Here is an 803-nt window from a genome sequence, read left to right as displayed (position 1 = left end):
GATCTGTAAGGAATGGTGAAGTAAATTGAAGTCTGTCTATATAAGTCCAGAAGATTTTAAGGGCATTCTAATATATGCATATGAACTTGGGAATACGTCAACTGACATAAAAGTCTGTATGTTGATTGAAGAAATAAAACAACAGCTATTAGCGATATCTTTTGAAAGTGAAATACATCCTTATGTGGAAAAAGTTGAAGTGAAGATTTAAATGGGATATTTATTTTTTCGAAAATAATAAAGGTAAATATAGGTGGAGATCTATGAATTCTAAAAAATAATAACGAGGTTTCATAATGATAGGAAAAAAAATAATGGAATTACGCAAAAGAAGAGGATATACACTTTCAATGTTGGCGGAAAAGACCAATATCTCTAAATCTTATTTAAGTAATATTGAACGAAATCTAAACAAGAATCCTTCATTAAATATTCTCTTGAAAATTGCAAATGTATTAAATGTTGAAGTGAAAACATTGTTGAAACCCAATTCAACTGACGAATGTGTAAAAATCGAAAAAGAATGGGTTGATTTTATCAATGAATTAAAAGATTTAGGTATAGACATGAACGAAGTTAAACAATATAAAATTTTGCTTGAATTTATTAAATGGCAAAATCAGAAATAAACAACTCAATATGTAGAATTTACAGTGCTGGAGGGCAATATGGAGGAAACAATTAGTATTAGTGATATTTTTAAAACACTCAAACGGCGTTGGAAACTAATCATGTTTCTAACGGTAATCGCAGCCTTGATTAGTGGTGCCTATTCTTATTTGGTAATAAAACCTGTGTATTAT

General features: G+C 29.0%; 3 protein-coding genes. All 3 read left to right on the top strand.

From position 1 onward, the window contains the following. Positions 1 to 25: 25 nt before the first annotated feature. Positions 26 to 211 (top strand): hypothetical protein, encoded by a 186-nt coding sequence (locus tag V7014_RS24375; protein WP_335511227.1) that lies wholly within the window; start codon positions 26 to 28, stop codon positions 209 to 211. Between the two features lie 85 nt (positions 212 to 296). After that, entirely contained in the window at positions 297 to 629 is a 333-nt protein-coding gene (locus tag V7014_RS24370; protein WP_335511225.1) for a helix-turn-helix domain-containing protein, read from the top strand. A 39-nt stretch (positions 630 to 668) separates the two neighbouring features. Then, positions 669 to 803: Wzz/FepE/Etk N-terminal domain-containing protein (locus tag V7014_RS27395; RefSeq protein WP_438824974.1), on the top strand; the 135-nt coding region annotated here is incomplete at its 3' end.

Source organism: Bacillus sp. JJ722, from assembly GCF_036963345.1.
In the GTDB taxonomy this organism is placed as follows: Bacteria; Bacillota; Bacilli; order Bacillales; family DSM-1321; genus Bacillus_AD.
The sequence above is the reverse complement of the archived record's forward strand: the minus strand, read 5'-3'. Positions and strand labels throughout refer to the sequence as shown.